Source organism: Micromonospora gifhornensis (genome assembly GCF_016863515.1).
In the GTDB taxonomy this organism is placed as follows: Bacteria; Actinomycetota; Actinomycetes; order Mycobacteriales; family Micromonosporaceae; genus Micromonospora; species Micromonospora gifhornensis.
In genome coordinates, this window is sequence record NZ_BOPA01000026.1 from 45,019 (window position 1) to 67,909 (window position 22,891).

A 22,891-nucleotide genomic window follows, 5' to 3' on the forward strand; every position below is an offset into this window, starting at 1 on the left:
CGGCAGCGTAGGTTACTTTCGGGTAGTGCAACGGGTCACGCTTGCGGACGGCCGGATGACGCGTCCGGGTGCCCCGGTCCGGAAGGATAGTGGCATGCGGATCAGACGCGTCGGCGGGCACGCCCTGCTCCTCGACTTCGCCGCACCCACCGACTCTGAGCCCGACAGCCCCGACGCGCTCACCCCGGCCGAGCCGGTGGACCCCGCCCTGGTGGAGGGGTGGCGGGCCGAGCTGTGGCGTCGTCGGGAGCGCGCCGAACTGGTGGCCACCGAGATCGTTCCGGCAGCGGCCACCGTGCTGCTCGACGGCGTACCGGACCCGGCGGCCACCGCCGCCGCCATCAGGACGTGGACCCCGATGCCGCCGCTCACCACGTCGGCCGCCGCCGAACCGGTCGAGGTGCCGGTGACGTACGACGGGGAGGATCTGCCCCGGGTGGCGGCACACTGGCACACGGACGTGCCGTCCGTGGTGCGCCGCATCGCGCAGACCGAATTCCGGGTGGCCTTCTGCGGCTTCGCACCCGGCTTCGGCTACCTGACCGGGCTCCCCGCCGAACTGGCGGTGCCCCGGCTGCCCTCGCCGCGACCCCGGGTGCCGGCCGGTTCGGTGGCGCTTGCCGGCCCGTACGCCGGGATCTACCCCACCGCCTCGCCCGGCGGTTGGCTGCTGGTGGGGCGTACCACGCTGGCCCTGTTCGACGTGCGCGCCGACCCGCCGGCCCGGCTCACCCCCGGCACCCCGGTGCGCCTGCTGCCGACATGAGCGAGATCGAGGTGCTGACCGCCGGGGCGTTGACCACCGTGCAGGATCTGGGCCGCCCCGGCTGGGCGCACCTCGGGGTCCCCCGCTCGGGCGCGCTCGACCCGGACGCGTTACGGCTGGCCAACCGGCTGGTCGGCAACCCGGAACCGACTGCCGGCCTGGAGATCACCATGACCGGCTGCGAACTTCGCCTCACCCGGGCCGGCACAGTTGCCGTGGTGGGGGCCGAGGTCGACGTGCGGGTTGGCGACCGGCCCGGCGACCCCGGTCGCCCATTGGCCGTACCGGCGGGGGCGGTGTTGCGGATCGGCCCCGCCCGACGGGGTCTGCGCTGCTGGCTGGCGGTGGCCGGCGGCATCGCCGTGGAGCCGGTGCTGGGCAGCCGGGCCACCGACACCCTCGCCGGACTCGGACCGGCGCCACTGCGCGACGGCGACCGGCTGCCGGTGGGCGTCCCGGTCGGCCCACCCGCCCCGGTCGACGTCACCGTGCCGACGGCGTACCCGCAGGAACTGCACCTGACCGCCCGGCTCGGGCCGCGACACGACTGGTTCGACGCCGTGGCGCTGGACCGGCTGTACGGCACGGCGTACACGGTGAGTCCGTTGAGCAACCGGGTCGGCGCGCGACTGACCGGCGCACCGCTGCCCCGCGCGGTGCCCGGGGAACTGCCCAGCGAGGGTGTCGTCCTCGGCGCGGTCCAGGTGCCGGCGGACGGCCAGCCGTTGATCTTCCTCGCCGACCATCCCACCACCGGCGGATATCCCGTCATCGCCGTGGTGGACGACGTGACCCCGCTCGCCCAGGCCAGACCAGGCACTACCGTCAGGTTCCATGGACCTCAACGCTGATCTCGGTGAAGGCTTCGGTGTCTGGCAACTCGGCGACGACGAGGCACTGCTGGACCTGGTCACCTCGGCCAACGTGGCCTGCGGCTTCCACGCCGGCGACCCGGTGACGATGCGCCGGGTCTGCGCCGCCGCAGCCGAACGCCGGGTCGCCGTCGGCGCCCAGGTCGGCTACCGCGACCTGGCCGGCTTCGGCCGTCGACACATCGCGTACGAGTTCGCGGAGCTGCGTGACGAGGTCCTGTACCAGCTCGGTGCGCTCGACGCCTTCTGTCGCGCGTACCGCACCCGGGTCCGCTACCTGAAGCCGCACGGCGCGCTCTACCACGCGGCGGCCCGTGACGAGACCCAGGCGGCGGCGGTGGTCGCCGCCGTCAACGACTACGACCCGGAACTGCCCCTGCTCTGCCTGCCCGGTTCGGTGCTGGCCCAACTCGCCCAGGGCGCGGGACTGAGGGTGGTCGCCGAGGGCTTCGCCGACCGCAACTACCTGCCCAACGGCCAACTGGTGCCGCGTACCTCGCCCGACGCGCTGGTCACCGATCCGCACGAGGTGGCCCGCCGGGCCGTACGGATGGCCACCGAGCAGACGGTGGTGGCCATCGACGGCAGCGTTTTCCCGTGCGTCGTCGACTCGATCTGCCTGCACGGCGACAGCCCCGGCGCGGTGGCCGCCGCGGAACTCGTCCGCGCCGCCCTCATCGACGCCGGCGCCACCCCCACCCCCTTCACCTGAGGTGAAAGGAAGGGCACCTTGTTAACGCCTGCGGTAGAGGAGGGCCCCCTCTTAACACAATCCGCCCGATGCCCGCGTCAGCCGGCGTCGAGGCCGCGTAGCACCAGCGGGAGACGGGTCGCGCTGCCGGTGGCGACGCGTACCGGGATGCCCCAGTCCTGTCGGGTCAGGTGGCACGCCGCGTGCTCGACGTCGGCGTCGCAGGTGGCCGCCTGGGCGGTCACCTGGAGCACGCCCTCGGTCACCGAGTCGGAGAGCACCAGTCGGCGGGACAGTTCGGTGCTGGTGCCGGCCCCCTCGACCAGCAACTCCGGCGGGGACGCGGACACCATCACCCGGGTGGACGGGCCGTACGTCTCGTCGAGCTTCTGCCCCGGCGCCGGAGTGAAGATCACGTCCAGCGTCACCTCACCGGCCGCCAGGTCGGTCGGCTTGCGTTCGGTCCGGTGGCGCTGGCCGTCGACGGTGCTCGCGCCGACGGCGGAGAGCGCGCCCGGAGCCAACCGGGTGATCCGGTGCCCGGCGGACTCCACCACCAGCACCGCACCGTCCGGGGTGAGCGCCAGGTCGCTCGGCTCGGCCAGGTCGGTGGCCACTGTCGACACCTCGCCCGTCGCCGGGTCGTAGCGCCGCACCGCCCCGTTGTAGGTGTCCGCGATCAGCACCGAACCGTCGGGCAGCGCGCAGACGCCGAGCGGGTGCTGGAGCAGCGCCTGCGCCGCCGGCCCGTCCACGTGACCGAAGTCGAACAGACCCTGGCCCACCGATGTACCCATGACGTCGTCCTCGACGTACCGGATGGCACTGCTCTCGCTGTCGGCGACCCAGAGTCGGCGGCCGTCGGCGGAGACGGCGAGCCCGGACGGCTGCGCCAGCCAGGCCTCCGCCAGCGGCCCATCGCGCAGCGCCTCCACGGTCGTGCCGGCGTACATGCCGGCGGTCCGCTTGATCGGATCGAACCACCACAGCTGGTGGATGCCGGCCATGGCGATGACGACCTTGTCGTCGTACCAGGCGAGGTCCCAGGGTGAGGAGAGGTCGACCGAGAGCGCGTCGTGGGCGTGGTCGTCGACCGTGGAGCGCCACTGCCGCCCGGTGCCGGCCACGGTGACCACCTCACCGCTGCTCAGGCGTACGCCGCGCAGCAGGTGGTTGACCGTGTCGGCGACCACCAGGTCGTAGCCGGCCACCTCGGCCACGTGCGGCGGGAGCCGGCAGAGCCCCTGTGGCTCGGAGAAGGTCGCGGTGTCGGCCGTACCGTCGACCCGGCCTCGGCTGCCGGTGCCGATGGCGCGCAGCAGCGTCTCCCCGTCGGCGGCCAACTCGACCACCCGGTGCCGGGCGGAGTCCGACACCAGCAGGGTGCCGTCCGGCCCGACCACCAGCTTGCCGGGGAAACGCAGGGTCGTCTGCGGCTCCGCCGGTGGGACGTACGGGCCGTCGCCCCGGTGCAGCGTGCCCTTGGCCTCGTGGGTGGCGACCAGGTCGTCGATCAACCGGGCCAACCCTTCGGCGTGACCCTCGCCGGCCATCGTGGCCACCACGTAGCCCTCGGGGTCGATCACCGCGAGGGTCGGCCAGGCGCGGGCAGCGTACTGCTGCCACATGTCCATTTCAGGATCATCGAGTACGGGGTGGTGCACGCCGTACCGCTCGACGGCGTCGGCAAGCGCGACCGGGTCCTTCTCGTGCTCGAACTTCGGCGAGTGCACCCCGATCACGACGAGGACGTCCGCGTACTTCTCCTCGAGCGGGCGCAGTTCGTCAAGCACGTGCAGGCAGTTGATGCAGCAGAACGTCCAGAAGTCGGCGATCACGATCTTGCCGCGGAGGTCGGCGAGCGTCAGCTCACGCCCACCGGTGTTCAGCCAACCCCGACCCCGCAGCTCCGGCGCCCGTACGCGTGCACTCATACCCCCATCGTGCCGTACGGCCGGCCGGGACCGACCCGCTGGGCGCGATCTCCGGGTGAACCGCACAGTTGCACCGGAGTTGCGGTATCCAAGCCGCCGGGATACCGCAACTCCGGCGCAACGGAGTGATCAGCCGGTGGAGTTCTTCAGGCAGAGCACCGGGTTGGCCACGTCGCCGCGCAACTCTACGTACGGCAGGGCCGGGTCGGGGCACTTGTCCTTCGACTCGACCTTCGACACCACGCTGAACGACTCCGGCTCCCCGCACACCGCCTCGACGGCGGAGTCGCCCGAGCGCTTGACGCAGGAGCCGACCGCCGGGTCGAAGGCGTTGTCGTCCGAGCCGCCGAACTTGCCGAGCAGCAGCAGCAGGCCGAGCGGGATGGCGAGGATGAGCACCGCGGCGACAAGTACCGCGGCGAGCACCCGGCCGTTGCGTACCTTCGGTGGCGGTGCGTCGGCGGCCGGCTCGGCGACCGGCTTGAACGCGTCGAAGCGGCCCTGCTCCGGCTCGCCTGCCGGCGTGCCCGGACTCCACGGCGCGTTCGGCTGGGGCCCCGGCGGGAAGGCCGACGTGTGGTCTGGGCCCGACTCCGGACGGGCGGGCGAACCGTAGGTGACGCCGGGGCGGTCGGCCGCGCCGCCGAACGGGTCACGGGCCGCGCCGCCGAACGGGTCACCGGCCGGGCCGCCGAAGGGATCCCCGGCCGGGCCGCCGAAGGGATCCCCGGCCGCGCCGCCGAAGCGGTCGGCCGGTCGGTCCGGCTCGGGGTGCGGCTTGACGCCGTTGACCGGCCGATCAGTGGCCGGCGCGTCGGCGAAGGCGGGCAGTCCCGGCGGGAAAGCCGGGGACGCGGGAGCGGCCGCGCCGGTGAAGGCGGCCGGTCCGGCCTGCTCGTGATCGGCGAAGCGTGGTTCGGGGCCCTGGCCGAACCGGGGTGGCTGGGGCTGCTCCTCGCGCTCCTGGACCGGCTCCTCCGGCTCCGGGCGGGCCGGTCGGCCGTACACCCGAGGTGCCGGCGCGCCGGTCGGAAGGGCCGTGTGGTCGGCCGGCGGGGTGACCCGGCTGGCCGTCGGCACCGACGCGCTCGCCGAGACGCCGCCGGCCGCCGCCGTCGGAGTGGCCCGGCCGACCGACTCGGGCGAGGTACGGGGGGCGGGGATCGCCGCCTCAGCCGACGGCTGCGGCTCGTCCGGCCGCGACTCGGGCTGCCCCCAACTGCCGGCCGGCTGGTCGACACCGGGGCGCTGACTCGGCACGGACTGGTCGCCGGGGTACTGACCCGGGGCGGGGTAGTCGGTGGGGGGTGCCGCGGCCAGGCTGGCACCGGGGACCCGCTGCTCCTGTGGCGGCAGCGGAACCATGTTGGCCGGCGAGATGCCGGGCGCCGGCGCGGGCTGGTACACCGGGCTCTCCTCGGCACGCCCGGTGTCGGATCGGGACGGCCCTGCCTCGGGTGCCCCGCCACCACCCCAGGCCTCGCCGGGTGCCCACGGCTCGACCTCGGTCAGCGGCGCGCGGTCACCGGCGTTGCGGGACGGCAGCGGCGATGCCGATCCGCTGGCGGCCTCGGTGGGCGTCCAGGCCGGGGCCTGGTCCTGAGCCCACCCGCCCGTTTCCGGCTGGCGTCCCTGGCCGCCGGCCCAACCGGGTTGTTCCTGCTCGCCAGGCCAGGCACCGGCACGGGCCGGGTCGCCGGGGGCGGAATGCTGCTGCGGCGCGGGGTCGGCCGGTGGCACCTGGGCGGTGGCCCGGGCGGCCGGCTCGGCGCGCGTCGCGGCCTGATCGGTCTGCGCCCAGTCCGGCTGCGCGGAGGGACCGCCCTGCGCCCACTCCGGTTGGGCGGCCGGGTTGGTCTGCGCCCAGTCCGGCTGCGCCGGCGGGTTGGCCTGCGCCCAGTCGGGCTGCGCCGGCGAGTTGCCTTGCGCCCAGTCGGGCTGCGCCGGCGAGTTGCCCTGCGCCCAATCCGGCTGCGCGGGCGAGTTGCCCTGCGCCCAGTCCGGCTGTGCGGGCGAGTTGCCCTGCGCCCAGTCCGGCTGCGCAGGCGGGCTGCTCTGCGTCCAGTTGGGCTGTGCGGGGGCGTTGCCCTGCGCCCAGTCCGGCTGCGCCGACTCGGGTGCGCCTGCGGCCCAGCCGGGCGGTTGCTCCGCGGGGCGGGGGGTGGCGTTCCACTCCGGCTGCTGGTTGCCCTGCCAACTGGCGGGCGGGGAACCTGACTGGCTGCTGGCGGACTGGTCCGACGAGGTCTGGTGGGGTGTCCACTCAGCTGGCTGGGTGCTCTCTGATGTGGTGGCACCACCCCAGGCCGGATTGCTCTGCCCAGCGCTGGCCCAGGCCGGCTGGTCCGACGTGGACGCTGCCGGCCAGTTGGCGGCGGGCTGCTCGCCCGGTGGGGTCCAGGACGGCTGGCCGCCGGCAGCCGGCGTCCAGGTGCCGGAGTTCGGCGCCTGCGCCTGCCGGTTGGCCTGCTGGCTGCCCCAGCCGGCACCCGGCTGACTCGCCCAGGCGGGAGCGGCCTGGTCGGGGCGGGCCGGCGGTGGGGGTGCCCAGCCGAGGTCCGGGGCGGGTGCGCCGTAGCCGTTGTCCTGCTGAACCGGGCGGTCGCCGTACGGCGCCGATCCGCCGCCGCCCGGCGGCACCTCGTCCGGCTCGTGGCCGGGGTGGTGCGGGCCCTCGGACGTCATGCGTGCGCCTCCTCCATCACATGTCGGCCGCCGTCGCCGATTGTCTCGGCCGGGCAGCCGGCGGTGCCGGCGTGCCGGCCGTGCCGGCTCCCCCCGCACCGTATCCGGTGGTCACCGGGGCGCATCCGGGGAGCGCCAGTCATCACTGTCCGTTGCCGGGTGGTGTCGATTCGCATCTATCGCATCGACCTTCCCGAGCCGGGGATGACGACCGTGCCCCACCGTACCGGGCGCTGGGGCGAGGCGGTATCCCGGTGTCAGGGCATGGGCGCAATGACAACGACCCGCCCGGTGGTCCGGGCGGGTCGTCGTCGGGGAGGAGGTGAATAAATGTCGTGGGCGTCAGTGCATGTGACGCTGGGCGATGACGAGGATCTCGTCGCGTACGGCCGGCGAGCTGGCGGAGCGCAGGGCCCGCTCGATGGCCCGGGCGCGGCGGTTGGCGTCGCGGCGGCTACGGATTCGCTCGATCATGCTCATGGTGTTCTCTCCTGCTGGCTATTCGGTTGTCGGCCCGTTGATGTCTCTATTGAACAGCAAAACCCCGCCAACATCCATCGATTATTAGGTGAGCTGCGCCACGAGCCTACGAATCGTAGGTATCGGATGCGATGTGGACCGGCATTCTTCGCCCAACGGCAACGGCCGGTGTGCCGGGCGTTCACCCGTGGCACACCGGCCGTCGTCGCAGTGCGTCAGGTCCAGGCGAGCAGTGCCGCCTCGGGGTCGGTGAGGAAGTCACCGATGTCGCGCAGGAACTTCGAACCCAGCTCACCGTCGATGATCCGGTGGTCGAAGGAGAGCGCGAGCGTCGTCACCATGCGTGGCTTGACCTTGCCCTTGTGCACCCAGGGCTGCTCCCGCACCGCCCCGAAGGCCAGGATCGCCGACTCCCCCGGCGGCAGGATCGGGGTCCCGGTGTCCACCCCGAACACACCGACGTTGGTGATGGTCAGCGTGCCGCCCGACATGGCAGCCGGCGAGGTTTTGCCGGCCTTGGCGGTCTGCACCAGGTCCGTCATCGCGTCCGCCAACTCGCGCAGGGTCAGCCGGCCGGCATCCTTGATGTTCGGCACGATCAGGCCGCGCTCGGTGGCCGCCGCGATGCCCAGGTTGACGTACTCCTTGACGACGATCTCGTCGCCGGCCCAGGTCGAGTTGACCATCGGGTGTCGCTTGACCGCCAGCAGCACCGCCTTCGCCACCAGCAGCAGCGGCGAGACCCGTACGTCGCGCCACTCCCGCCGGCCACGCAGCCGGTCCAGCGCCTTCATCGCCCGGGTCATGTCGATGGTGAGGAACTCGGTGACGTGCGGCGCGGTGAACGCCGAGCGGGACATGTTCTCGGCGGTGAGCTTGCGTACCCCCTTGACCGGGATGCGCTGCTCACGGTCGGCGCCGAAGCTCGCGGCGGAGGTGGCCGCCGCGCCGACCGTCAGCGGCTCGGCCGACGACGCCGCCACTGCCTGCTGGACGTCCTCCCGGGTGATCGAGCCGAGCGGGCCCGAGCCGGTCAGCGTACGCAGATCGACGCCGAGATCCTTGGCGAGCTTGCGTACCGGCGGCTTGGCCAGCACCGGGCCGCCGTGGTGACCGTTGCCGTTCACCGTCGGCGCGGCCTGCACCGGCACCGGAGCCGCGACGACCGGAGCCGTGACAACCGGGGCCGGCGCGGCGGGGGTGGCCGGGGCGGTGGCCTGGGCCGCGCCCTTGCGGGGACGGCGCTTCGCGGCGGTGGTGCGCGGGCCGTAGCCGACCAGCACGGCCGTACGACCGCCCGGTGCGGGACCACCGATCAGGCCCGGCTCGACCGCGCCCTCCGCCGGGGCGATGTCGACAGCGGCCAGCGAGGCCGCCGAGGGCGTGGGCAGTTCCTCGGCCGAGGACTCGATCGGCCCGGCGCCCGGGTCGGTGTCGATCGCGATGATCGGCGTACCGACCTCGACCGTGGTGCCCTCCGGGTGGAAGATCGCCTGCACCTGACCGGCCCACTTCGCGGGGATCTCCACCGCCGCCTTGGCGGTCTCCACCTCGACGATCGGCTGGTTCAGCTCGATGGTGTCGCCCACCTTGACCAGCCAGGCGAGGATCTCGCCCTCGGTCAGGCCCTCACCCAGGTCGGGAAGGTTGAACTCCTTGATCCGGGACATGCCGCTCACCAGCCGAAGGTGCGGTCGACGGCGTCGAGCACCCGGTCGAGATCGGGCAGGTACTCCTCCTCCACCCGGGCGGCCGGGTAGGGGGTGTCGAAGCCGGTCACCCGCAGCACCGGCGACTCCAGCGAGTAGAAGCACTCCTCGGTGATCCGGGCGGCGATCTCCGCGCCCAGGCCCACGTTGGACGGTGCCTCGTGCACCACCACCGCGCGGCCGGTGCGCCGCACCGACTCGTACACCGCGCCCAGGTCCAGCGGGGAGAGCGTGCGCAGGTCGATGACCTCCAGGTCGCGGCCGTCCTCGGCCGCGGCGGTCGCCGCGTCCAGGCAGGTGCGCACCATCGGGCCGTACGCCAGCACTGTGGCGTCCGTGCCGGGCCGCACCACCCGGGCCGAGTGCAGCGGGTACGCCTCGGCGAGCGGGGCGTCCAGGTCGACCTGGCCCTTCTCCCAGTAGCGCCGCTTCGGCTCCAGGAAGACGATCGGGTCGTCCGAGGCGATCGCCTGCTGGATCATCACGTACGCGTCCTGCGGGTTGGCGCAGGAGACGACCTTGAGCCCGGCGGTGTGGGCGAAGTACGCCTCGGGCGACTCCGAGTGGTGCTCGACCGCGCCGATGCCACCGCCGAAGGGAATCCGGATGACCATCGGGATGCTCAGCTTGCCGCCCGAGCGGTAGTGCATCTTCGCCACCTGCGACACGATCTGGTCGTACGCGGGGTAGACGAAGCCGTCGAACTGGATCTCGCAGACCGGCCGGTAGCCCCGGATGGCCAGGCCGACCGCGGTGCCGATGATGCCCGACTCGGCGAGCGGCGTGTCGATCACCCGCTGGTCGCCGAAGTCCTTCTGCAACCCGTCGGTGATCCGGAAGACGCCGCCGAGCTTGCCGACGTCCTCGCCCATGATGACGACCTTGGGGTCGTTCTCCAGGGCCTTGCGCAGGCCGATGTTGAGGGCCTTGCCGAGGGTGAGCGTCTCCGTGGCCATCAGTGCGCGCTCCCCTCGAACGAGTCGAAGTACCTGTTGAACTGTGTGCGCTGCTCGTCGAGCAGCGGCGACCCGTTGGGGTAGACGTGGTCGAACATGGTGACCGGCTCCGGGTTCGGCATGGCCAGCACCCGCTCGCGCAGGTCGATCGCCTCCCGGCGGGCCTGCTCGTCGACCTCGGCGAAGAAGTCGCTGTCGGCGATCTTCTCCCGCTCCAGGAAGGCCTTCATCCGGGCGATCGGGTCCTTGGCCTGCCAGGCCTCGACCTCGCTGGCGATGCGGTAGCGGGTCGGGTCGTCGGAGGTGGTGTGCGCCCCCATCCGGTAGGTGTACGCCTCGATCAGGCTCGGGCCCTGCCCGTTGCGGGCGTTGTCCAGGGCGTGCCGGGCCACCGCGTACGTGGCCAGCACGTCGTTGCCGTCCACCCGGACGCCGGGGAAGCCGAAGCCGGCGGCTCGTCGGTACAGCGGAACCCGTGTCTGCCGCTCCAAGGGCTCGGAGATGGCGTACTGGTTGTTCTGGCAGAAGAACACCAGCGGGGCGTTGAAGACGCTGGCCCAGACGAACGCCTCGTTCACGTCGCCCTGGCTGGTGGCGCCGTCGCCGAAGTAGGCGATGACCGCCTCGCCGTCCTCGCCGCCGGTCTTGCCGTCCATCGCGACGCCCATGGCGTACCCGGTCGCGTGCAGGGTCTGCGCCCCGATCACGATCGTGTACATGTTGAACTTGAACTCGTTCGGGTCCCAGCCGCCCTGGTCGACGCCGCGGAACAGGCCCAGGGGCATGATCGGATCGATGCCACGGCAGTAGAGGACACCGTGCTCCCGGTAGGTCGGGAAGGCCATGTCCTGAGCGCGTAGCGCCCGCCCGGAACCGACCTGCGCGGCCTCCTGGCCCAGCAGGCTGGCCCACAGACCCAGTTCGCCCTGCCGTTGCAGGGCGGTGGCCTCGGCGTCCAACTTCCGCACGAGTACCAGGTCACGGTAGAGGCCGCGGTACTCCTCGTCGGTGAAGTCGACACGGTACTCGACGCCGTCCGGGCCGGTGACGCTGTCGATGCGCTCACCCGACGGGGTGAGCAGTTGCACCAGTTCCGGGTCGCCGCTCGCGGCCTTCCTGGATCGGGGTGCGGCTCGCCGGCCGCGGGTGCTGGCCCCGGGGTCGCCCTTTGCCATCCGTCTCTCCCTGTCGTGTCTGCGTCGGCACCGGGGGGTCACCCGGCCGCGCGACTCGTGAGCCCGCCCCGGCTGGTGCCGGGAGCGGTTCCTGGCGACCGCGCCTAGCCCCGGTGGGGGTTGCCGCGCGGCCTGAGCCGGATTCATGGCCGAACCCGGTTCGGGAGCGCCAGCGCCCAGTCGCGCCTACCGCGTGGGTGCACGGAGGTCACGGCTGCGCTGCCGTCGTGGCTCCATATTCGCATCACAGGTGAGCCGTCCCACACCCTGCCTGCCCCGCATCCCAGGCCGGTCCGGTTCGTTACCTGAAATGCCAAGGTGTCGGCTCCAATGACGCCCGGACGTTCCGGTGGTGATTTGTCGCCATTCGGCCATATGAGTGTTTCGACACGCGGTGGGGGGTTGGCTGGCCCGGAGTCGTTGACCGACGCTGTTTCCGGCTGGACCCCGATCCCACTCGGCGGTCCGCCGGGGCAGCTCATGACGGTCCAGGCCCCGGGCGACGACGAGGAGTGCGTGGTGTCGGAACCAGATGAGGGCGCCGGGAGTTTCGGCCGGCACCGGGCACCCGGCAGCTACCGCCGGGTGGTGGGCGCCCACCGCGCCGTACGCACCGCTGGTCCGTCCCGCGGTTACCTGCTGACCGTGGCGCTGCTCGCCGGCACGGCCTCGATGCCGGTTCTCGCCGCGATCAGCACCGGCTCGGCGACGGTGGGCAGCACCGCCCTGCCGGACAGCGGTGTGCCGTTCATCCCGACGCCGTCCATTGGGCCGGTGGTCATCCCGCCGCCGCCCACCGGTGCCCCCGCAGCCACCTCGACGGCGGTGCCGTCGACCGCTCCGGCCGCCCCGCCGGTCGACCCCGCCCGGCCTGACCCGGGGCCGACGCTTGTGGACCTGAGGCCCGAGCGGCGCCCGGAGCTACCGGACAACGAACCCCGACCTCGGCCGCCCAGCCCGGTGCCCGCGCCGCTCCCGCGCCCGACCCCGACGCCCCACCCCACGCCGACCCGGCCGGTGCCGGGAGTTCCTTCCGCGCCGACGGCCACACCGACCTCGCCACCACCGGTCCCGAGTGACCCGCCCGTGCCGAGCGATCCCGCCAGCCCGTCCGCCTCGCCGGACCCGGACGGTGCCGGGCCGAGCACATCGGCGGAACCGCCGGACCCGACCGACCCGTCGGCGAGCACCGACCCACCCGCCACCGACCCTCCTGCCACCGATCCGCCCGCCGCGACGGAGCCGTCCACGTCGGCGAACCCCCACCTGCCCCGGGACCCCGCCACGCCGGACGGGCCCAGCGCCTCGGCGGGTCCGAGCAGGTCGGGCGAGCCGGCCTGCCCCACTCCGGATCACTCGGGAAGCACCGGGTCACCGACGGTACGGTGAGGAGGCCGTCGACGGACCGGAGCGGGGCGGGGGGATCTGATCTTGATCGACCGTGACCTGGTCGCTGACGACGTCGCTGCGGCCCGGCCCGGCCCAGGGCTGCGAGTGGCCCGGATCGTCACCGAGTTGACCGCGCCCGCCGTCCTGGTCTCGCTGCTCACCGTCGTGATCGGCTGGCACAGCGCCCAGGGCAGGCTGAGCGGTGTGGGCTGGGGGTTGGTCGCGGTCTTCTTCGCCAGCCTGCTCCCGATGGCGTACATCGTCGGCGGGGTGCGCCGTGGCCGCCTCACCGATCATCACGTCCGGGTACGCGAACAGCGGCGCAATCCGCTGCTGTTCGGGCTCGGTTCGGTGGCGGCCGGGCTGGCCCTGCTCGCGGTGCTCGGCGCGCCGCGACCCGTGCTGGCCCTGGTCGCCGCCGGACTGGTGGGCCTGGTGGTCGCGGTGACGGTCAGCCAGTGGTGGAAGATGTCGATCCACTCCGCGGTCGCGGTCGGCACGCTGGCGGTACTGCTCGTCACCTTCGGCGTCTGGGTGCTCGTGGCCACCCCGCTGCTCGGGCTGGTCGGCTGGTCACGGGTGCGACTCGGCGATCACACCCCCGCCCAGGTGCTCGCCGGTGGCGTGCTCGGTGGTCTGGTCGCGGCCGTGGTCTTCACCGTGCTGCGCTGACCCGGGTCGATCCGACTGCGGGTCAGCCGTCGTCGGAGAGGCGGTGCCGGTTGGCGTCGATCCAGGCGTCGAGCGCGGCCGGATCGTCCGGGTCGACCCCGTCGGCCATCAACTGCGCCACCGCCGCGGTCGCCGGGCTGCGCCGCTCGCCGGTGGCGTAGAGCCGGACGAACTCGGGCACCATCTCGGCGATCGCGGTGTCCGTACCGGCGGCAGCCGTTTCCGGCAACCCACGCCTGCGGGCGGCGTACGCGGCCCAGGCCCGCAGCACCCGGGGCAGCATCGCCGCGTCGTCCATGTCGAGTACGGCCCGACGGTGCACCCAGTCGAGCAGGAAGAACCCGGCCACCGTCGGGCTCCAGCGCAGCGGGTCGGCGTCGGCGAAGGTGGCCGCGTGGTCGAGCAGCAGGCCCAGGCAGAAGTGCAGCGAGGCCAACTCGGCACCGTCGACGTCGTCGAAGCCCGCCCGACTCGCCTCCGGCGAGGCGAGGAAACGCCGGATCTCGTCGGCCCGTACGGTCGCCGGCAGCGGATCGTCGGACGGCACCGGCACCGCACCCTGCCAGGCCGGCAGGATCGCCAACCGGGCCCCGACCAGCGCCCGATCCGTGGCCAGTGACGTCGTCCCCGGCAACTGCCCCAGGTGGTCGGTGACCGCCAGATGCCGGCTCACCTCGCCACGCATCCGGCTCGGATCCTCCTCCCGGAACCAGGTCAGCTCGTCCTCGGCGCACAACTGCCGGACCTGGGCCAGGATTCGGCTCGCCGGTCCGCCGACGAAGACGTCCTTGGCGATGCCGATGTTGTGGTCCACCAACGCGATAAGCGCATGTTCCGGCCCGCCGACGGTGTCGTCGTAGGCGAAGGTCGCCAGGTAGGAGGTCTGGTCGCCGTAGACGTCGCCGTACGCCCAGGTGCCGGTGAGGTGCACCCGGCCGAGGTGACCCGACCAGGCTGGTGCGGCAGCGCCGGGACGGACCCGGTCCGCGCCCTTCGCGTCCGGCACGAGGGCGGCGAAGACGGCGCGTACGGTGGTGGCGGCGAGAGCCCGACGTCGCGAGGTCGCCGCGAGAAAACCGGCCACGAACTCGCGTACGGCCGTCTCCCGGTCCGTCTCCGCGACCTCGTACACGCTGCCCAGCAGGGCCGCGCCGAGCATCTCCGCATCGAGGGCGGTGTCGAGCTTGGTCACGTCGCGGGCGGCGTGCAGCACCGCTTCGTACGGGGTCTGTGGCGTGGCCATGACCCGACACTACGCCGCTCGGGGCCCGATGACCGGTGAGCAGACGTCCGGCGTTGCTCAGCGATGCCGGGCGACCTCGAGGACGGTCCGCGCGTCGGCGTGCGCGGCGATCACCGCCCGAACCGGCGTGAGCACGTACTCCTCACCGACCTTGGTCACCGCGCCGGTCAACCGGGCCTCGGCGCGCTGTCGGGCCCGCCGGGCGGTCCACCGTGCCACCGGCCGGGTCAGGGCCGCCATCAGCAGCCCGGCGAGGAGCCCACCGAGCAGCAGCAGGGTCGGCACGGGCACCTCACCGACCATCGGATGACGCAGCTCCGGCAACCCCAGGGCCCGCAGCGCGTAGCCGAGGGCGAGCCAGCCGAGCCCGGCCACGGCGGCCAGGGTCACCAGCCACTGCAACCCGCCGACCAGTCGCCACCAGAGGCGGGGCCGGTTCATCCCCAGGTCGGTGTCGGCGATCGCGCGGTCCAGCGCGTCCGGCAGGTCGCCGAGCCGGGACCGGGCCGCCGCGGTGACCGCGTTCGGCCAGGCGCTCGGCAAGCCGGCGCCGGCCCGCTCGGCCACCGTGCGGACCGCGAGCCCGAGCGCGGACCGGTCGGCGACGCTGGGCTCGGGCACGGATGTCGCGGCGACCAGGCTCTCCGCCGGGTCGCGCGGATCGCCCGACCGGTCGGGAAGGTGCAACCGGCGCAGCGGATCGGGACGCAGCCGCCGCCAGAGGCGTACCAGCGGCCAACCGGTCGTGGCGGCGGCCCGGTGTCGGTACGCCTGCTCGACCGCCTCCGCCACCGTCGGTACGCCCGCCACGGCGACAAGTGCCCGATCCAGCGTGGCCACCGCCGGGTCGCCAGCGGTCAACGCCGGGCCTGGCGCGCCGACCATCTCGTCCAGCGCGGCGACCACCGCGTCCACGTCACCGGAGAGTCGACGCAGCGCGGCCTGCCGTTCGGCGACGCAGCGCTCCAGCGCTCCGCGCAGCCCCTCGGTCCCGCCCGGGTCGGTGATCGTGGTGGGCAGCAGCGGTACCCCGTCGAGCCCGTCGGAGTCGAGCAGTCGGCGCAGATCGGCCACCACCCGGTCGACGTCGGCCGGGGGCAGTCGATCGACCTGGTTGAGCACGACCACTGTGACGTCGCGGTGCCTGTGGAACTCGCGCAGGTAGCTGCCGTGCACCACCCGGTCGGCGTACTTCTGCGGGTCGACCACCCAGACCACCAGGTCCACCAGGCCGAGCAGCCGGTCCACCTCCAGCCGGTGCGAGTGCTGCACCGAGTCGAAGTCCGGCAGGTCGAGCAGGATCAGCCCGTGCAGTGTGGACTCGTCGTCGCCGTCGAGCAGGCTCTCCCGGACGAACCGGTGCCGGGGCAGTACGCCGAGCCAGTCCAGCAGTCGGGTGCCGCCGTCGAGCGGCCCCCACACGCAGGCGTGCGTCACGCCGGTGGTGGGTCGGCGCACCCCGACCGGAGAGAGATCCATCCGGGCCATCGCGTTGAACAGGCTCGACTTGCCGCTGCCGGTCGCGCCGGCGAGCGCCACGACGGTGTGGTCGCGGGAGAGCGACAGCCGGGTGCCGGCCCGCTCGACAAGCGTGCGTGCCGGCACCAACGGAGTGTCCGGCAGTTTGCCGTCGACGATGCCGAGGAACCGGCGGATCGCCTCCAGCCGGGCGACCAACTGGTCGGCGTCGACCCGGCCGTCGGCCCGTAACGCCTCACGCAGGCGTCCGCCCATCCCCATCACAGCCGCTCCCGGGCGCTTGTCGCGTCGGCGAATCCGCTGGCCAGTCGGGCCGCCTCCACCCGCTCGGCGGCCTGGCGCAACGCGGTGGCGGCCTGGTCCGCCGGCCGGGCCTGCTCGGTCCGGGTGAGGAAGCGGGCGGCCTCGGCGTCCAGCAGGACGCGCACCCGTTCCAGCAGGTCCGCCCGGGCCTTGTCGGCGAGCGTCCGCACGGCCTGGTCACCGAAGATCGCTTGCAGCACCGCCTGTCCGGCGAGGGTGGTGCCCGCGCCGGTGGCGACCTCCAGCCCGGTCGGGATGAACGCGGTCGAGGTGAACACGGCGATCATGACAACCAGCCCGGTGGCGTTCACCGCGTACGCCGCCGTACGGGCCACGAACCGCCGGTCACCACCCTCGGTACGGACCAGCTCCAGCACACCCCGCTGCCAGTCCCGGACCAGCCGCTCGGCGCGCTCGGGCAGGTCGTCGCCGTGGTGGGCGAGGTCCGGCACGAGCAGCGCGGCCCCGGCCGGATGAGCCTTCCAGCCGGTGTACGCCTGCTCGGCCGCCTCGGCGGCCACCGCCCGCAGCAAAGTGACAAGCTGAGACTCGATCGCCTCGCGCAGCTCGGTGGCGGGGGCGGCCGGACGTCGGCTGAACGCGGCCACGAGCCGGTCCCGTAGCCTGCCGATCCGCGCCTCCAGAGTGCGGAAGAAGTCGCTGGTGCCGACGAACTCCTGCCAGCGGGCAAGCACCTCGCCGCGGAGCAGCCGACCGTCGCGCAGCCCCTGCTCGACCGTCCGGTTCGCGGCCCGGTACGCGGCGCGTACCCGATCGTCAAGCGCGTCGGCGGCGGCCACCTGCTCGTCTGCGGCGGCGGCCAGGCTCTCGACGGCCGGTTGCAGCGCGACGAGCGCGCCACCCAGGGTCTGCCGGACCACCGCCGAGCGGGCGTCGGCGTCGGCGGCGAGTCGGGCGAACCAGTCGGCCAGCGGCGCGGTGACCCGGGCGGGCAGCAGGCCCTGCCCGTCGACCCAGGTCTCCGGCAGCACGAACAGCGGCGCCGAGCCCAGGTCCTGTTCGGCGAGCATCTCGGCGAGGTGGCCGGCGACCTCGTCGGTGGCCTCGGCCGGCACCCGGTCGAGCACCATGGCGATCACCGCGCCTCGGGCCCGCGCGCCGCGCAGCAGTTCCCAGGGGACGGCGTCGGCGTAGCGGGCGGCGGTGGTCACGAAGAGCCACAGGTCGGCGGCGGCGAGCAGTTGACCGGCCAACGCCCGGTTGGCGTCGACCACCGAGTCGATGTCGGGGGCGTCCAGGAACGCCAGGCCGGGGGCGAGCGCGGGGGCGGTGACCAGGTGCAGGGTGCGCGGGTCGTCGCTGGGCTGGTTGGTACGGGTGAGGCCGGGCAGCAGCTCGCCCCGGCGGAACCAGGACGAGTCGGCCGGGTTGCACACCAGTACGGGTGAGCGGGTGGTGGGGCGCAGCACTCCGGCGGCGCTGACCCGCGCCTGTACCAGGCTGTTGACCAGGGTCGATTTGCCGGCGCCGGTGGATCCGCCGACCACCACGAGCAGCGGCGCGTCGAGCCGGGTGAGCCGGGGCAGCAGGTAGTCGTCGAGTTGGTCGGCCAGCGCGGCGCCGATCCGCTCGGCGGGCTCGGCCGAGGGCAGCACCAGCGGGAACCTGGCGGCCCCGATCGCGGCACGCAGGCCGGACAGGGCGTCGGGCAGGCGGTCGTCGGCGTCCGGCCGGTCCTCCCCGGCGTCGGTACGGCCGGTGCGGGCTGCGACGGCGGGCGCGCCGGAGAGTGAGGCGGGATCGCCGTTCGTCGTCACCGCTAAAGCGTGCCCGACCGACACAAGGTAAGACAACCGGTCAGTAGCGAGGGGTGAGTTGCGCCGAGTCGACTCAACCTTGACTTGACGATTGCGGTGGGCGTGGCACTATTGAGTCAAGTTCACTCAACTTGAGGTGGGGTCGCTGCGGGCGGCGCCCGCCGGGCAGCGCGACGGGGGTGCTCGTCACCTGCCCAACGTTACGAAGCGAGGAAGCGAAGATGGCACGTGCGGTCGGTATCGACCTCGGCACGACGAACTCCTGCGTCAGCGTCCTGGAGGGCGGTGAGCCCACCGTCATCGCCAACGCTGAGGGCTCGCGGACGACCCCGTCGATCGTCGCGTTCGCCCGCAACGGCGAGGTGCTCGTCGGTGAGGTCGCCAAGCGTCAGGCGGTGACGAACCCGGACCGGACGATCCGTTCGGTCAAGCGGGAGATCGGCACCAACTGGTCCGTCGACATCGACGGCAAGCAGTACACCCCGCAGGAGATCTCGGCCCGGACGCTGATGAAGCTCAAGCGGGACGCCGAGGCATACCTGGGCGAGCAGATCACCGACGCGGTGATCACCGTCCCGGCGTACTTCAACGACGGCCAGCGTCAGGCCACCAAGGAGGCCGGTGAGATCGCCGGCTTCAACGTGCTGCGGATCGTCAACGAGCCGACCGCGGCGGCCCTGGCGTACGGGCTGGACAAGGGCTCCAAGGAGCAGACCGTCCTGGTCTTCGACCTCGGTGGTGGCACCTTCGACGTGTCGCTGCTGGAGTTGGCCGAGGGCGTCATCGAGGTCAAGTCGACGAGCGGTGACAACCTGCTCGGCGGTGACGACTGGGACCAGCGGATCATGGATCACCTGGTCAAGACCTTCCGTGGCGAGCACGGCATCGACCTGTCGCAGGACAAGATGGCGATGCAGCGGCTCAAGGAGGCGGCCGAGAAGGCCAAGATCGAGCTGTCCGCCGCCACCACCACCAACATCAACCTGCCGTACATCACCGCCGGTGCGGCCGGCCCGCTGCACCTGGACGTGACGCTGAGCCGGGCCGAGTTCCAGCGCATGACGCAGGACCTGCTGGACCGCTGCAAGGGCCCGTTCGAGCAGGCCGTCAAGGACGCCGGGATCAAGGTCGCCGACGTCGACCACGTGATCCTGGTCGGCGGCTCGACCCGGATGCCGGCCGTGACCGACCTGGTCAAGCAGATGACCGGCCGGGACCCGAACAAGGGCGTCAACCCGGACGAGGTCGTCGCCGTCGGCGCGGCCCTGCAGGCCGGTGTGCTCAAGGGTGAGGTCAAGGACGTCCTGCTGCTCGACGTGACCCCGCTGAGCCTGGGCATCGAGACCAAGGGCGGCATCTTCACCAAGCTGATCGAGCGCAACACCACCATCCCGACCAAGCGGTCCGAGGTGTTCACCACCGCCGACGACAACCAGCCGTCGGTGCTGATCCAGGTCTTCCAGGGTGAGCGCGACATCGCCGCGTACAACAAGAAGCTCGGCACCTTCGAGCTGACCGGTCTTCCGCCGGCCCCGCGTGGCGTGCCGCAGATCGAGGTCACCTTCGACATCGACGCGAACGGCATCGTCAACGTCCACGCGAAGGACCTCGGCACCGGCAAGGAGCAGAAGATGACCATCACCGGCGGCTCCTCGCTGCCGAAGGATGACATCGAGCGGATGCGCCGCGACGCCGAGGAGCACGCGGAGGAGGACAAGCGCCGCCGCGACGAGGCGGAGGCCCGCAACGTGGCCGAGGCCCTCCAGTGGCAGACCGAGAAGTTCCTCGCCGAGAACGGCGACAAGCTCCCCGCCGAGAACCGCGAGAAGCTCAACGAGGCTCTCGGTGAGCTGCGTGGTGCCCTCGGTGGCAGCGACATCGATAAGATCAAGTCGGCGCACGAGCGGCTGGCGCAGGTCTCCCAGGAGGCGGGCTCGCTGCTCTACGCCCAGCAGGGCGAGCAGGCCGAGGCGGGCGGCGCTGCTGGTGGTGCCGGTGCCGGTGCCGCTGGTGCGGCTGGCGCGGCTGGCGCTGGTCAGGCCGGCGCGCGGCCGGGTGCCGACGACGTGCTCGACGCGGAAATCGTCGACGAGGACAAGAAGTGACGGTCCGGACGCAGGCTCACGGGCAGAGGGATGAGGTAGTCGTATGACGGAGAAGCCACGAGCCGCTGACCCGGGTGACACCGGGTCGGCGCCGGGTGGCTCGGCGTCGGAGCCGGCCGCCGGCGATGCGCCGCGGGTCGTCATCCGCAACAACCGCAAGATCAGCCAGACCTCCGAGCCGGAGGGCGCGGCTGCCGACGCCGGGTCGGACGTTCCGGCCGAGGGCCTGGTCGAGGATGCCGAGGTGGTGGTCGACGCCATCCAGGTCGAGGCCGCCGCGTTGAGCGAGCCGGCCACGGAAGGCCCACCGGTGGTGGACTCTCCGGCGAGTCCGGTCGGCGAGTCCACGGCCGAGAAGGGGTCGGACGGGGCCGGCGGGCTCGGTGCCGAGTTGGCGGCGCTGCGCTCCGACCTCGACGAGCGCACCCGGGACCTGCAGCGGGTCACGGCCGAGTACGCCAACTACCGCAAGCGGGTCGAGCGTGACCGTGCACTGGTCACCGAGCAGGCGACCGGCTCGGTGCTGGCCGCGCTGCTGCCGATCCTGGACGACCTGGACCGGGCTCGGGAACACGGCGACCTGGTCGGCCCGTTCGGTTCGGTGGCCGAGCAGCTGATCGCCGCGTTGGGCAAGTTCGGCCTGACTCCCTTCGGGGAGCAGGGCGACCCGTTCGACCCGACGCGGCACGAGGCGGTGGCCCACCAGACCTCGCCCGACGTCACCGAGCCGACCTGCGTGCAGGTGATGCGACGGGGCTACCAGATGGGTGAGCGACTGCTGCGGCCGGCGATGGTCGCGGTGGCCGATCCGGAATAGTGCGCGACGGTGACCGGGGTCGTCTCATCCGCCGATCGACGGCGGGCGGGACGGCCTCGGCCCGGCAGTGGGGAGGAGGTGGACGTTGAGTTCCAAGGACTGGATCGAGAAGGACTACTACGCGGTCCTGGGCGTGGCGAAGACCGCCTCCGCTGACGAGATCAAAAAGGCGTACCGGAAGCTGGCCCGCGAGTCGCACCCGGACCACAACCCCGGTGACCCCAAGGCCGAGGAGCGCTTCAAGGCGGTCTCCGAGGCGTACGCGGTGCTGGGCGACGACACCAAGCGCCGCGAGTACGACGAGATGCGGTCGCTGTTCGGCTCGGGCGCGTTCCGCCGGGGCGCCCGCCAGCCGGGCCAGCCCGGCGGGATGCCCTTCGACGTCTCCGACCTGTTCGGCGGGGGAGCTCCCGGCGGGGGTGGTCGGTTCGCCGGCGGCAACATCTCCGACCTGTTCAGTTCGATCTTCACGGGCGGCCAGGGCGGCGGCGCCGGGGGCGGTGCGCCCGGTCCGGCGCGCGGGCGGGACGTCGAGACCGAGGTGGCGCTCGACTTCGACGACGCGGTGCGGGGTGTGACCCTGCCGCTGACGCTGCGGGCCCCCGGGGTCTGCGACACCTGCCACGGCAACGGTGCCAAGCCGGGCACCCAGCCGAGGGCCTGTCCGGTCTGCCACGGCGCCGGGGTGACCACCCGCAACCAGGGTGCCTTCAGCTTCTCCGAGCCGTGCCGCAACTGTCAGAGCGTCGGCACGGTCGTCGACGAGAAGTGCCCGGAGTGCCAGGGCACCGGCGGCGTCACCAAGACCCGTACGCTCAACGTCCGCTTCCCGGCGGGGGTGGCCGACGGACAGCGGATCCGGCTGGCCGGCCGGGGCGAGCCGGGCAGCCGCGGCGGCCCGGCCGGTGACCTGTTCGTGCATGTCAAGGTCCGGCCCGACGACCTGTTCGGGCGCACCGGCGACGACCTCACCCTGACCGTCCCGATCACCTTCACCGAGGCGGTACTCGGCACGGATCTGCGGGTGCCGACCCTCGACGGTGCGGTGACCCTGCGGGTGCCGCCGGGTACGCCGAGCGGGCGGATCCTGCGGGCCCGGGGCAAGGGCGTGAGTCGCCGGGACGGGCAGGCCGGCGATCTGCTCGTCACGCTGGACGTGGTGGTGCCCGCCGGGGTCTCCGACGAGGCGCGGACGGCCCTGGAGACGTTCGCGGCGCACACCCCGCCGGCGGCTCGGGAACATCTCGACGCGCGGGTGCGTCGGTTCAGTTGACTCGGTGAAGCGGTGCGGAGGTGAGCGGCATGGACGGGTTCGTCGGTTCGGATGACCCCGCCTACGAGGCCAAGGTGCTGATGATCTCGGTTGCGGCGCGGATGGCGGGGATGCACCCGCAGACGCTGCGTCAGTACGACCGGCTGGGCCTGGTTCAGCCCGGCCGGGCAGCAGGTGGCGGGCGGCGGTACAGCGTCCGTGACGTGGTGCTGCTGCGTGAGGTGCAGCGGCTCAGCCAGGACGACGGGGTGAACCTCGCCGGGATCAAGCGGATCATCGGCCTGGAGCGGCTGTTGGAGCAGGCGCAGCAGCGGGTCGCCCAGTTGGAGGCCGAGCTGGAGGCCGCGTACCGGCGGATGGCCGAACTGGAGTCGCTGGCCCGCTTCCCCGGTCGCGATCTCGTGCCGACCAACCAGACCTCCACGGCCTTGGTGGTCTGGCGTCCCCGCCGCAACCCCGACCGCTGACCAACAATTCGAAGATTGCGCTCGATCACGGATCGAGTGGCCGTGCACGACCGCCGGGCCACTCGATCCAGGATCGAGCGCGATCCCTTTTCGTGGG

The 22,891-nt window shown here is 72.8% G+C and carries 18 protein-coding genes; 8 read left to right on the forward strand and 10 right to left on the reverse strand.

All coding sequences use genetic code 11. From position 1 onward, the window contains the following. The first annotated feature begins 94 nt into the window (after positions 1-94). From Vgi01_RS18760 to Vgi01_RS18770, 3 genes are read left to right on the forward strand one after another with little or no spacing between them, the layout of a single operon-like run. Positions 95-766: a 5-oxoprolinase subunit B family protein gene (locus tag Vgi01_RS18760; RefSeq protein WP_204291871.1), complete on the forward strand. Its 672-nt coding sequence runs from the start codon at positions 95-97 to the stop codon at positions 764-766. Then, positions 763-1,617 carry a 5-oxoprolinase subunit C family protein gene (locus tag Vgi01_RS18765; protein WP_204291872.1) on the forward strand — a complete coding sequence of 285 codons (855 nt, stop codon included), beginning with the start codon at positions 763-765 and terminating at the stop codon, positions 1,615-1,617. The genes Vgi01_RS18760 and Vgi01_RS18765 overlap by 4 nt, the downstream gene beginning before the upstream one ends. Beyond that, positions 1,601-2,350, forward strand: a complete 750-nt coding sequence (locus tag Vgi01_RS18770) for a LamB/YcsF family protein (protein WP_102657718.1) — start codon at positions 1,601-1,603, stop codon at positions 2,348-2,350. The genes Vgi01_RS18765 and Vgi01_RS18770 overlap by 17 nt, the downstream gene beginning before the upstream one ends. 77 nt (positions 2,351-2,427) lie before the next feature. Here the strand turns inward: Vgi01_RS18770 and Vgi01_RS18775 are convergent, their stop codons facing one another. The 7 genes from Vgi01_RS18775 to Vgi01_RS18805 all read right to left on the reverse strand — a co-directional run bounded on the left by Vgi01_RS18775 (position 2,428) and on the right by Vgi01_RS18805 (position 12,614). Continuing rightward, entirely contained in the window at positions 2,428-4,263 is a 1,836-nt protein-coding gene (locus tag Vgi01_RS18775) for an NHL domain-containing thioredoxin family protein (RefSeq protein ID WP_204291873.1), read from the reverse strand. 129 nt (positions 4,264-4,392) lie between these two features. Continuing rightward, the gene (locus tag Vgi01_RS18780) at positions 4,393-6,948 is read right to left on the reverse strand and encodes a hypothetical protein (RefSeq protein ID WP_204291874.1); all 2,556 of its coding nucleotides are present in this window, start codon (positions 6,946-6,948) and stop codon (positions 4,393-4,395) included. 342 nt (positions 6,949-7,290) lie between these two features. Then, positions 7,291-7,428 (reverse strand): hypothetical protein, encoded by a 138-nt coding sequence (locus Vgi01_RS18785; RefSeq protein WP_013730805.1) that lies wholly within the window; start codon positions 7,426-7,428, stop codon positions 7,291-7,293. A 215-nt stretch (positions 7,429-7,643) separates the two neighbouring features. Continuing rightward, a complete protein-coding gene (locus Vgi01_RS18790; RefSeq protein WP_204291928.1) occupies positions 7,644-9,098 on the reverse strand; it encodes a dihydrolipoamide acetyltransferase family protein in 1,455 nt (484 codons plus the stop codon). Between the two features lie 5 nt (positions 9,099-9,103). Next, on the reverse strand, positions 9,104-10,093 hold the full coding sequence (locus Vgi01_RS18795) for an alpha-ketoacid dehydrogenase subunit beta (protein ID WP_204291875.1): 990 nt from the start codon (positions 10,091-10,093) through the stop codon (positions 9,104-9,106). Further along, a complete protein-coding gene (gene pdhA / locus Vgi01_RS18800) occupies positions 10,093-11,268 on the reverse strand; it encodes a pyruvate dehydrogenase (acetyl-transferring) E1 component subunit alpha (protein ID WP_204291876.1) in 1,176 nt (391 codons plus the stop codon). Before pdhA ends, Vgi01_RS18795 begins: the two co-directional genes overlap by 1 nt. A gap of 632 nt (positions 11,269-11,900) precedes the next feature. Next, positions 11,901-12,614, reverse strand: a complete 714-nt coding sequence (locus Vgi01_RS18805; RefSeq protein WP_204291877.1) for a hypothetical protein — start codon at positions 12,612-12,614, stop codon at positions 11,901-11,903. Between the two features lie 88 nt (positions 12,615-12,702). Between Vgi01_RS18805 and Vgi01_RS18810 the strand changes: the two genes are divergently transcribed. After that, the gene (locus Vgi01_RS18810; protein WP_239089060.1) at positions 12,703-13,329 is read left to right on the forward strand and encodes a phosphatase PAP2 family protein; all 627 of its coding nucleotides are present in this window, start codon (positions 12,703-12,705) and stop codon (positions 13,327-13,329) included. 22 nt (positions 13,330-13,351) lie between these two features. On the opposite strand, the gene Vgi01_RS18815 is transcribed toward Vgi01_RS18810, so the two are convergent. Genes Vgi01_RS18815 through Vgi01_RS18825 form a run of 3 tightly spaced genes read right to left on the reverse strand, consistent with a single transcriptional unit; the run spans position 13,352 to position 18,132 of the window. Beyond that, positions 13,352-14,572, reverse strand: coding sequence for a hypothetical protein (locus tag Vgi01_RS18815; RefSeq protein ID WP_204291878.1), 1,221 nt, complete (start codon positions 14,570-14,572; stop codon positions 13,352-13,354). A gap of 57 nt (positions 14,573-14,629) precedes the next feature. Continuing rightward, positions 14,630-16,306, reverse strand: a complete 1,677-nt coding sequence (locus tag Vgi01_RS18820; RefSeq protein ID WP_204291930.1) for a GTPase — start codon at positions 16,304-16,306, stop codon at positions 14,630-14,632. A gap of 5 nt (positions 16,307-16,311) precedes the next feature. Further along, complete coding sequence (locus Vgi01_RS18825) at positions 16,312-18,132, reverse strand: GTPase family protein (protein ID WP_204291879.1); 1,821 nt, start codon at positions 18,130-18,132, stop codon at positions 16,312-16,314. 221 nt (positions 18,133-18,353) lie between these two features. Here Vgi01_RS18825 and dnaK point away from each other — a divergent pair, with 221 nt between their 5' ends. From dnaK to Vgi01_RS18845, 4 genes are all read left to right on the forward strand, one after another. After that, positions 18,354-20,237: a molecular chaperone DnaK gene (gene dnaK / locus Vgi01_RS18830; protein WP_102657729.1), complete on the forward strand. Its 1,884-nt coding sequence runs from the start codon at positions 18,354-18,356 to the stop codon at positions 20,235-20,237. 43 nt (positions 20,238-20,280) lie between these two features. After that, positions 20,281-21,054: a nucleotide exchange factor GrpE gene (gene grpE, locus Vgi01_RS18835; protein ID WP_204291880.1), complete on the forward strand. Its 774-nt coding sequence runs from the start codon at positions 20,281-20,283 to the stop codon at positions 21,052-21,054. A gap of 85 nt (positions 21,055-21,139) precedes the next feature. Further along, a complete protein-coding gene (gene dnaJ, locus Vgi01_RS18840; protein ID WP_102657731.1) occupies positions 21,140-22,327 on the forward strand; it encodes a molecular chaperone DnaJ in 1,188 nt (395 codons plus the stop codon). A gap of 29 nt (positions 22,328-22,356) precedes the next feature. Next, positions 22,357-22,794 carry a heat shock protein transcriptional repressor HspR gene (locus tag Vgi01_RS18845; protein WP_102657732.1) on the forward strand — a complete coding sequence of 146 codons (438 nt, stop codon included), beginning with the start codon at positions 22,357-22,359 and terminating at the stop codon, positions 22,792-22,794. The last annotated feature ends 97 nt before the right edge of the window (positions 22,795-22,891 follow it).

What these genes read in the sequence shown, in the direction of transcription:
- Vgi01_RS18760 (WP_204291871.1), top strand. Translation starts at nt 95, where the DNA reads ATGCGGATCAGACGCGTCGGCGGGCACGCCCTGCTCCTCGACTTCGCC.
- Vgi01_RS18765 (WP_204291872.1), top strand. Translation starts at nt 763, where the DNA reads ATGAGCGAGATCGAGGTGCTGACCGCCGGGGCGTTGACCACCGTGCAG.
- Vgi01_RS18770 (WP_102657718.1), top strand. Translation starts at nt 1,601, where the DNA reads ATGGACCTCAACGCTGATCTCGGTGAAGGCTTCGGTGTCTGGCAACTC.
- Vgi01_RS18775 (WP_204291873.1), bottom strand. Translation starts at nt 4,263, where the DNA reads ATGAGTGCACGCGTACGGGCGCCGGAGCTGCGGGGTCGGGGTTGGCTG.
- Vgi01_RS18780 (WP_204291874.1), bottom strand. Translation starts at nt 6,948, where the DNA reads ATGACGTCCGAGGGCCCGCACCACCCCGGCCACGAGCCGGACGAGGTG.
- Vgi01_RS18785 (WP_013730805.1), bottom strand. Translation starts at nt 7,428, where the DNA reads ATGAGCATGATCGAGCGAATCCGTAGCCGCCGCGACGCCAACCGCCGC.
- Vgi01_RS18790 (WP_204291928.1), bottom strand. Translation starts at nt 9,098, where the DNA reads ATGTCCCGGATCAAGGAGTTCAACCTTCCCGACCTGGGTGAGGGCCTG.
- Vgi01_RS18795 (WP_204291875.1), bottom strand. Translation starts at nt 10,093, where the DNA reads ATGGCCACGGAGACGCTCACCCTCGGCAAGGCCCTCAACATCGGCCTG.
- pdhA (WP_204291876.1), bottom strand. Translation starts at nt 11,268, where the DNA reads ATGGCAAAGGGCGACCCCGGGGCCAGCACCCGCGGCCGGCGAGCCGCA.
- Vgi01_RS18815 (WP_204291878.1), bottom strand. Translation starts at nt 14,572, where the DNA reads ATGGCCACGCCACAGACCCCGTACGAAGCGGTGCTGCACGCCGCCCGC.
- Vgi01_RS18820 (WP_204291930.1), bottom strand. Translation starts at nt 16,306, where the DNA reads ATGGGCGGACGCCTGCGTGAGGCGTTACGGGCCGACGGCCGGGTCGAC.
- dnaK (WP_102657729.1), top strand. Translation starts at nt 18,354, where the DNA reads ATGGCACGTGCGGTCGGTATCGACCTCGGCACGACGAACTCCTGCGTC.
- grpE (WP_204291880.1), top strand. Translation starts at nt 20,281, where the DNA reads ATGACGGAGAAGCCACGAGCCGCTGACCCGGGTGACACCGGGTCGGCG.
- Vgi01_RS18845 (WP_102657732.1), top strand. Translation starts at nt 22,357, where the DNA reads ATGGACGGGTTCGTCGGTTCGGATGACCCCGCCTACGAGGCCAAGGTG.